Here is an 8,360-nt window from a genome sequence, read left to right on the forward strand (position 1 = left end):
TCAGCAACCTGTCAAACCTATGGACGAGTACATCAGGCTAAATGAATATGGGCGCATCATGGCAACCCAGCATCACCCCACTACCGGCCAATCAGCAGCGACCGGCACCACGTAAACATCGCAGCGCATTAAAAATCACCCTCTGGCTGCTCGTGCTGGTTCTGATCATAGTCGCCGGTCTACTGCTCGCCGAAGAGCTGCGTACCTCACGCTATCAAGCCCAAGAAATCAGCCGTTACGCGCAAACCCTCAGCTACCGCGTCGAACCGGGCCCGAGCAATGCTATCGTCTACCCCAAAGAAGGCCCCTTCGACAAACGTCAAGGTTACACCTACCTGCCGTTGATGCTTGAGCGACTCAGCCAGCGCAACTTTATCGTGCAGCAACAGGCGCAGTTCTCCCCCGCCCTACTCGACTATGCCCAACGCGGCCTGTTCATCCCCTATCCGGAGAAGATTCAGAGCGGACTGAGCATCAGTGACTGTAGCGGTACGCCTTTCTATGAATTCCGCTACCCGCAACAGCGCTACCCGAGCTTCAACGCCATCCCGCCACTGGTAGCCAGCAGCCTGCTGTTTATCGAGAACCGCACGCTGCTTGACTCTGAACAGCCACTGGCCAACCCGGCCGTGGACTGGCCGCGCTTCTTCATGGCCGCCATTTCTCAGGTCGGCAAGTTGCTGGACATGCAGGACCAGTCGGCAGGCGGTAGCACCCTGGCTACTCAGCTGGAGAAATACCGCCACTCACCGGACGGCTTGACTGTGTCCGCGACGGAAAAACTGCGACAAATGCTTTCCGCCAGCGTACGCGCCTACCAGAGTGGCCCGCAGACCATGGCTGCGCGCGAGAATATCGTTCGCGACTACCTCAACAGCGTGCCGCTGTCTGCAGCGCCTGGGCATGGCGAAGTTCATGGTCTGGCCGATGGCCTGCGCATCTGGTTCGGCGCGGACTTCGCCCAGGTCAACCGGCTGCTCGACCCCGCACAGTCAGCGGATGCCAGCCTGGCCGAACGTGGCCTCGCCCTGCGTCAGGTGCTGGCCCTCATGATTGCCCAGCGCCGCCCGTCTTATTACCTGGCCCAAGGCCGCCATGACCTGGCCGAACTGACTAACAGCCATATCCGCCTGCTGGCCGGCGGCGGCCTCATCGACATCGCACTGCGCGACGCCGCCCTGCAGCAGACACTCAGCTACCGCGACTGGGCTCTTGAGCCGAACCTGCAGACGGTGGACAGCAACAAGGGCATCAGCGTTTCGCGGGCGCGGCTCTCGACCATGCTCAACATGCCACTGTACGACCTCGACCGCCTTGATCTGAGCGCGACCAGCACCCTCAACAATGACCTGCAACAGGCCGTCAGCCAGTACCTTCAGCAGTTGGCCGAGCCCACCTTTGCCGGCCAGATCGGCCTGTTTGGCGAACGCCTGCTCTCACCGGAAAAAACCGCTGATGTGCGCTACAGCTTCACCCTGTTCGAGCGCACAGAAAATGGCAGCATGGTACGGGTACAGACCGACAGCACCGACCAGCCGTTCGACATCAACGAGGGCAGCAAGCTGGAACTGGGCTCCACTGCCAAGCTCAGGGTGCTGGCCACCTATCTGGAAATCATCGCCGAACTGCACCAGCGTCACGCGGGGCAAAGCGCCAATCAACTGCGCGCCGTCAATGCCCGAGATAACCTGACTCGCTGGGCAATTGATTACCTGCTCAGCACGCCCAACGCTAGCCTGGCGGGCATGCTGAACGCCGCCATGGAACGTAAATACTCGGCCAGTCCAGGCGAGCGCTTCTTCACTGGCGGCGGCATCCACACCTTCAACAACTTCCGGCGCGAAGATAACCAACGCATTGCCAACATGCGCGAAGCCCTACGCGAATCGCTTAACCTACCGTTTATCCGCCTGATGCGCGACCTGGTGCGTTACAGCACTTACCAGGGCCCGAACAACAGCGCTGAACTGCTTAAGGACGACAAAGATCCCCGCCGTCAGGTTTATCTACGCGACTTTGCCGATCGGGAAGGCACCTCATTCCTGCAGCGTTTCTGGCGCAAGTATCAGGGGCAACCGGAACAGCAGCGCCTGGACACGTTCCTCAATGGCCTGCGCCACACCTCAGTACGCCTCGCGGCTGTACACCGCTACCTGCAACCTACTGCTGATGAAGCCAGCTTTGCCGCCTTTCTGCGCAAATATCTGCCACAGGAAACGCTCAGCGATAAGCGAATTAACGAGCTGTACCGAAGTTACGGGCCAGGCGCCTATAGCCTGCCCGATCAAGGCTATATCGCTCGCGTTCACCCTCTGGAGCTCTGGTTGCTGGGGTATCTGATCGAACAACCGCAGGCGCGCTTCAGCGATGCCGTCGCTGCCAGCCAGAATGAACGTCAGGAGGTCTATGGCTGGCTATTCCGCAGCCGCCACAAAAGCGCCCGCGATAGCCGTATCCGCATCATGCTGGAGGTCGAGGCCTTTCTCGATATTCATCGCCGCTGGCAGAACCTGGGGTACCCCTTCGCCCACCTGGTGCCCTCACTGGCCACTGCGATTGGCAGCTCAGGTGACCGTCCAGCAGCACTGGCCGAGTTGATGGGGATCATTCAGAACGACGGTATCCGCCAGACCACAGCCCGTATCGACAGCCTGCATTTTGCTGCGGATACACCCTACGACACCCTTGTGGTGCGAGACCACAGCGCAGGAAAACGCGTCATGGCACCCGAGGTGGCCGCAGCACTGCGCAACGCTCTAGCCGATGTGGTTGAGGCCGGCACTGCGCGGCGCTTACTTGGCAGCTTCATCCAGGCTGACGGACAACCGCTCAAAGTCGGCGGCAAAACCGGCACTGGAGATAATCGCATCGAAACCGTCGGCGCCGGTGGCCGGGTCCTCAGTTCACGCGCGATGAACCGCACCGCCACATTCGTCTTCTATTTAGGAGACAACCATTACGGCACCCTTACCGCCTTCGTTCCCGGGCAAGCAGCAGAAAACTTCCGCTTCACTTCAGCACTCCCCGTGCAGGTACTCAAAGGCATGGCGCCTATCCTGCAACCTTATTTGCAGCCTGGTACCCGCAGCCTGTGCCATATGACAGGCAGTGAACAGGCCGCCTCAGGTGCAAATTAACGTGGGCCAATAAAAACGGGAGGCCAAGCCTCCCGTTTTTATTGGCAAGTGCAGCGGATCACTTCGCTTTGTAGATGATCCCCGGGCTGCACTGCACCATCTGATAATGATTAGGCAGACCATTGAGCGCCTCGGAAGCCCCGAGGAACAGATAACCACCCGGTTTCAACATGGCATGAATGCGCGTGAGGATGTCTTTCTTCACTTCCGCAGAAAAGTAGATCAATACGTTTCGGCAGAACACCACATCGAACTTACCCAGGCTGGCATAACTGTCCAGAAGGTTCAGCGGGCGAAACTCAATGCGACTGCGAATGGCCGGTTTGACCACCCAGCGCCCCGGCCCCTTGGGGTCGAAATAGCGCTGCAGACGCTCCGGTGAAAGCCCACGCCCCATCGCCAAGCTGTCGTACTCACCCGATTTACAGTTGATCAACATGGACGGCGACAGGTCAGTCGCAACAATCTGCACTCCGGCCTTGAGTTGGCCAAGATTGGTTTTTTCGAATTCATCAATGGTCATTGATAATGAGTAGGGCTCCTGCCCCGAAGAGCAGGCCGCCGACCAAATACGCAAACGCTGCCCCGGGCTAGCCTTGATCAACTCCGGCAGAACACGGCTTTTCAGCACCTCAAAAGGGTATGTGTCGCGAAACCAAAGGGTCTCATTGGTAGTCATGGCATCAACAACCTGCTCACGCAGACCACTGCGCGGCTGGCTTTGCATACGCTGCACCAGTTCACCCAGAGTTTTGATGTCATTCTGTTCCATCAGTTTGTTCAGTCGACTGGAAACCAGATACTGCTTATTGCTACCCAGCAGGATGCCGCAGGCTTTTTCCAGGAAGGTCCGGAACTGCTCGAAATCCAAATTACCTGTAGACACTCGCGAAGCCTCGACGAACAAATTTTCCACTGAGGGCCGAGCCCTCAGTCCCCTGCCGCTATATTGATGCGGTCAGCTACCCGTGCAGCCAGGTCATCCGGCCGAAACTTGGCGAGGAAATCATCCGCGCCCACCTTCTTGACCATGGCCTGATTAAAAACACCAGAAAGCGAAGTATGCAGGATGATGTGCAGTTTTTGCATTCGAGGGTCGGAACGAATCTCCGCCGTCAGGGTATAACCGTCCATTTCGGGCATTTCGATGTCGGAAATCAGCATAAGGAATTCTTCTTCCGGCTTCTTGCCCTCCTCGACCATAGCCTTCAGATAATCCAACGCCTGACGACCATCGTTCAGCGCGACCACCTCCACGCCTACAGTTTCCAAACAACGCGTAACCTGCTTGCGCGCAACCGATGAGTCGTCGCAGGTCAGTACCCGTTTACTCACTGCACGGGCCTGAGTACGCGCATCAAGAACACCTTCAGAAATCACCTCGGAGGTCGGCGCCACCTCTGCAAGAATTTTTTCGACGTCAATGATTTCAACCATCTTGTCGTCCAGGTGCGTCACTGCCGTCAAATAGTGATCGCGACCAGTACCCTTGGGTGGCGGATGAATCGACTCCCAGTTCATGTTGACAATGCGCTCGACGGAATGCACCAGAAAACCCTGAACCTTGGTGTTGTATTCAGTGATGATCACGAAACTGTTATCGATATTGGACAACGGCATGTTGCCTGTGGCCATGGACAAATCGAGAATCGGGATGGTGCCGCCACGGATATTGGCCACCCCGCGAACAACCGGGCTGGATTTGGGCATGATGGTGAGTTTGGGGCACTGAAGCACCTCTTTCACCTTGAACACGTTGATGCCATACAACTGATTGCTGTTAAGACGAAACAGCAGCAATTCCAAACGATTCTGGCCAACCAACTGAGTTCGCTGGTTAACCGAGTCCATCACACCGGCCATACCCAAACTCCTTATTTGAGTAACAGATTACTGTCAGCTTAGCAGGCGGCACGCAGCTTGCTATCTAACCCACTATGAAAACCAAAACGACAACGAATCGACGCTCATCATCGAGATTCTGCCACTGGCTGGCAGTTTTACCCGCTTTGATGGCACTCGGCTATAGCAACGTAACACCAGCAGAGGCGACTCACGCCGAAGAACTTATCGGCGCCGGCAACGCTTTTCTTGAGCAAGCCGTGGATGATTATTTAGAGCGTAGCAACATCACTGCACGTCACCAGATACAAATAAACCAACTCGACCCTCGCCTGCGCTTACCGCTGTGTGGCACACCCTTGATGACGACCCTCGAGAGCCCAGCACAGCCTGTCGGTCGCGTGACACTGCGGATTCGCTGTGAAAGTAATGCGCCATGGACAGTATTTATTCCTGGCCAGGTGCGTTTATTTCGTGAGGTAGTAGTTGCCAGCCGCCCACTCAAACGAGACGGTCTGATAACAGAAATGGATGTCGGCCTGGCGGAAAGAGATGTCGGCTTACTGAACCAGGGTTACCTGACGGAAAAACATCAGGTTGTTGGCAAAAAATTGACGCGCGCTGCAATTATCGACCAAGTCATAACCCCTACCCAGCTTCAATTGGCAGAAGCCGTTCGTAAGGGTGATCACGTGGTCATCAGTGCCAAGAGCGGGATAATCAGTGTCCGCATGCCCGGAGAGGCGCTATCATCAGGGTCAGTAGGCAAGCAAATCAGCGTGCGCAACATCAAATCAAACCGGGTAGTACGAGCACGAGTAACCGCTCCAGGCCAAGTTGAAGTCCCAATGTAGGCATGAATTTTGATTGACTTAGCGGATAACTCACGCTGGCGATTGTTCTCAGTGTGTTTAGACTGTCAATAAACGCAACACTCAGCCCTAAAGTTTTCGCTATCAAGGCCGACAAGCTAGGCAAGCGTCCAAACACTGTTCGAGGTTCTGCATCATGGTCATCGACATCAACCGGCTTAACAATGCCGCAACGCCAGCCAGTTCGGGGCGTGCAGGCAGTGCCCAGGCAGGTGGCCAGAGCGCAGTCACAAGCAATCAGCCCACTGGCAATATGCCCACACCTACCGAGCAATCCCAGCAGGCGGGCAAAGGCGGAGAATCTGTGCAGCTGAGTCGCGAGGCTCAACAACTTCAGAAAGCCAGTGAAAAGTTGCGCGACCAACCTAGCGTCAACAAAGAGCGCGTTGCGCAACTCAAACAAGCTATCGAGAGCGGCAGTTACCAGGTCGACAGCCAGCGTGTTGCCAGTAAATTGCTAAATTTCGAATCCCAGCGCTAGTCAAAGGGCTGCGCTTGGGGCTGTTGGTCGCCCAACGGAAGTTTCATGTCTCAGTACTGAAACTGCCGTTCCCCAAAAGAGCCCGCAATGCACGACACCAAACTGCTTGAATTGTTTAACCATGACATCGGCATCGCAGAGCAACTGCTTGAACTCATCAATAAAGAGTTTCAAGCACTCAGTGATCGCGATCTCCCATACCTGCAGGCCTTGCTAAGCGAGAAATTGCCGCTGCTGGGTCAGCTTGATCAACACGGTCAGGAGCGCAGCCAACTTCTCACTGACCTTGGTCTTTCGGCAGACCGCGAAGGCCTGCACACACTCGCCAGAAGCTCTGATCACGCCCAAGCATTGCTTGAACACAGTGAGCAGCTCAGCACTCTGCTTGAGCGTTGCCAGGCAGCTAATCTGCGCAACGGCAGATTAATCCGCTCCAGCCAGGCGTCAGCCAATAGCATGCTTGGCATTCTGCGTGGCAACGAAACTCCAAGCCTCTATGACAGCCGTGGCAGTGCCGCTAGAATCGGCCAGCAGCGCCCGCTCAGCCAGGCCTGAATTTTCCATAAGGCACAGGGACATGCTGTCATATAGCCAGTATTCTAGTGCCATCGCATTTGCCCGGAGTGTAATGGACCGTGTCCAGTCCTTTTAATCAGGAAGATGGCCCTCAACCCCCCAAGGTGCTTAAGACGCCTGTGGAAATTGTTGCCAACCTGCGCCAGCTGCAACAGAACCACGATCCACTGATCATAACGTTTGACGAGCGAAAACAACGTTTTCAGAGCTATGTCATTGCAGTTGACCGCGACAAGAACCTCGTCATTCTTGACGAGTTGATGCCCAACGATGGTGAGCGCTACCTGCAGAATGGTGAAACCTTCCACGTCGAAGCCTTTCACGAAGGCGTGCGTGTAGCATGGACATGCGAGCAAACCCTACGTTTCAGTGAATACGAGGGCTCACGCTGCTACCTGAGCCAAATACCGCTTGAAATCACTTACCATCAACGCCGCAGCGCTTTCCGTGCACCACTTAAACAAAGTGAGCTGATCAAAGTTGAACTGGGCGGCGACAAGCTGAGTACCACCGTATCAGGCTTACTTCTGGACATCTCAGCAACCGGATGCAAACTGCGCTTCCCCGGAGATATCACCAATAGCCTGCAAGCCGGTCAGGTTTATGAGCGTTTTACCGCTCGCTTTCCTTTTGGCGCGATGACTACAGCGATCGAGGTGCGCCACGTGCAGTATGACGACAAGCTGGATATCAGCTTTATCGGTGCACGGTTTCACAGGATCAATGGCCAAGAGCAGCGCTCGGTGGAGCGTTTCGTCTATCAACTTCAGCGTGAAGCTCGCCGCTTTGACAGCGACGGCTTGCTTTAGTATCAGAGCAGGATATTCAGCACCGCCAGGCGCGACAGATCCTCGGGCCGATCCACATCCCACAACGCAGGCAGCAACGCCGGTGGCCAATCCAACTGCCGCAGGCGTTGCAGGGTCAGGTCGAACACCCGCTCAGTCCCCCACGGCATGTCACTGAACAGCGTCGGCGCCATGCCACGCAAACCCAGCAGCACATAACCGCCATCCTCAGCCGGCCCGATCACCACCTTGTGCTCCTGCAACGCACGACAAGCCGCCTGCAGGTATACGCCATCAAGGGCCGGGCAATCATTACCGATAAGAATCACCGCATCACTGTCCGCCAACCCCAATGTAGCGATACGGCGCATGCGCTCCCCTAGATCCCCCACTGGCTGCTCGACCAGCGTCCATGCCTGGGCATCGGCCAGCGCCTGCAACTCGGCACTGGGCAGATCATCCAGCCAGAGAAAGCGCTCACTGAAACCACTGGCAGGCAACTGCAAGGCACGCTCCAGCAGGAGCTGCTGCAGATCGCAGGCACCCTGTGCACCCAGGGCCGGAATCAGACGGGTCTTTACCCGCCCCGCCACCGGTACACGCGCCAGTAGATGCAAGGAAATCGAAAGGGTCATAACAGTGATCCTCGACGGTACTGGCGGGC

8 protein-coding genes are annotated in these 8,360 nt (G+C 56.4%); 5 read left to right on the forward strand and 3 right to left on the reverse strand.

Annotated features, from left to right (window positions below; genetic code table 11):
- The first annotated feature begins 47 nt into the window (after positions 1 to 47).
- The gene (locus tag DBR00_RS14730; RefSeq protein ID WP_256583022.1) at positions 48 to 3,137 is read left to right on the forward strand and encodes a transglycosylase domain-containing protein; all 3,090 of its coding nucleotides are present in this window, start codon (positions 48 to 50) and stop codon (positions 3,135 to 3,137) included.
- Between the two features lie 58 nt (positions 3,138 to 3,195).
- On the opposite strand, the gene cheR is transcribed toward DBR00_RS14730, so the two are convergent.
- On the reverse strand, positions 3,196 to 4,023 hold the full coding sequence (gene cheR / locus DBR00_RS14735) for a protein-glutamate O-methyltransferase CheR (protein ID WP_108487710.1): 828 nt from the start codon (positions 4,021 to 4,023) through the stop codon (positions 3,196 to 3,198).
- A 44-nt stretch (positions 4,024 to 4,067) separates the two neighbouring features.
- Positions 4,068 to 5,000, reverse strand: coding sequence for a chemotaxis protein CheV (locus DBR00_RS14740; RefSeq protein WP_108487591.1), 933 nt, complete (start codon positions 4,998 to 5,000; stop codon positions 4,068 to 4,070).
- A 74-nt stretch (positions 5,001 to 5,074) separates the two neighbouring features.
- Here DBR00_RS14740 and flgA point away from each other — a divergent pair, with 74 nt between their 5' ends.
- The 4 genes from flgA (at position 5,075) to DBR00_RS14760 (ending at position 7,717) form a co-directional block, all read left to right on the forward strand.
- Complete coding sequence (gene flgA, locus DBR00_RS14745) at positions 5,075 to 5,833, forward strand: flagellar basal body P-ring formation chaperone FlgA (RefSeq protein WP_108487589.1); 759 nt, start codon at positions 5,075 to 5,077, stop codon at positions 5,831 to 5,833.
- Positions 5,834 to 5,987: 154 nt separating this feature from the next.
- Positions 5,988 to 6,332 (forward strand): flagellar biosynthesis anti-sigma factor FlgM, encoded by a 345-nt coding sequence (flgM, locus tag DBR00_RS14750; RefSeq protein WP_108487588.1) that lies wholly within the window; start codon positions 5,988 to 5,990, stop codon positions 6,330 to 6,332.
- Between the two features lie 87 nt (positions 6,333 to 6,419).
- Complete coding sequence (locus DBR00_RS14755; protein WP_108487586.1) at positions 6,420 to 6,887, forward strand: flagella synthesis protein FlgN; 468 nt, start codon at positions 6,420 to 6,422, stop codon at positions 6,885 to 6,887.
- A gap of 80 nt (positions 6,888 to 6,967) precedes the next feature.
- A complete protein-coding gene (locus tag DBR00_RS14760) occupies positions 6,968 to 7,717 on the forward strand; it encodes a flagellar brake protein (RefSeq protein WP_108487584.1) in 750 nt (249 codons plus the stop codon).
- 2 nt (positions 7,718 to 7,719) lie between these two features.
- On the opposite strand, the gene DBR00_RS14765 is transcribed toward DBR00_RS14760, so the two are convergent.
- Positions 7,720 to 8,331 (reverse strand): TIGR04282 family arsenosugar biosynthesis glycosyltransferase, encoded by a 612-nt coding sequence (locus tag DBR00_RS14765; protein ID WP_108487582.1) that lies wholly within the window; start codon positions 8,329 to 8,331, stop codon positions 7,720 to 7,722.
- Positions 8,332 to 8,360 lie beyond the last annotated feature (29 nt).

This window comes from Pseudomonas sp. HMWF032 (assembly GCF_003060885.1).
GTDB lineage: Bacteria > Pseudomonadota > Gammaproteobacteria > Pseudomonadales > Pseudomonadaceae > Aquipseudomonas.

Bases quoted from the DNA above. Each gene is read 5' to 3' on its own strand.
- DBR00_RS14730 (WP_256583022.1), top strand. From the start codon at position 48: ATGGGCGCATCATGGCAACCCAGCATCACCCCACTACCGGCCAATCAG.
- DBR00_RS14740 (WP_108487591.1), bottom strand. From the start codon at position 5,000: ATGGCCGGTGTGATGGACTCGGTTAACCAGCGAACTCAGTTGGTTGGC.
- flgA (WP_108487589.1), top strand. From the start codon at position 5,075: ATGAAAACCAAAACGACAACGAATCGACGCTCATCATCGAGATTCTGC.
- flgM (WP_108487588.1), top strand. From the start codon at position 5,988: ATGGTCATCGACATCAACCGGCTTAACAATGCCGCAACGCCAGCCAGT.
- DBR00_RS14755 (WP_108487586.1), top strand. From the start codon at position 6,420: ATGCACGACACCAAACTGCTTGAATTGTTTAACCATGACATCGGCATC.
- DBR00_RS14765 (WP_108487582.1), bottom strand. From the start codon at position 8,331: ATGACCCTTTCGATTTCCTTGCATCTACTGGCGCGTGTACCGGTGGCG.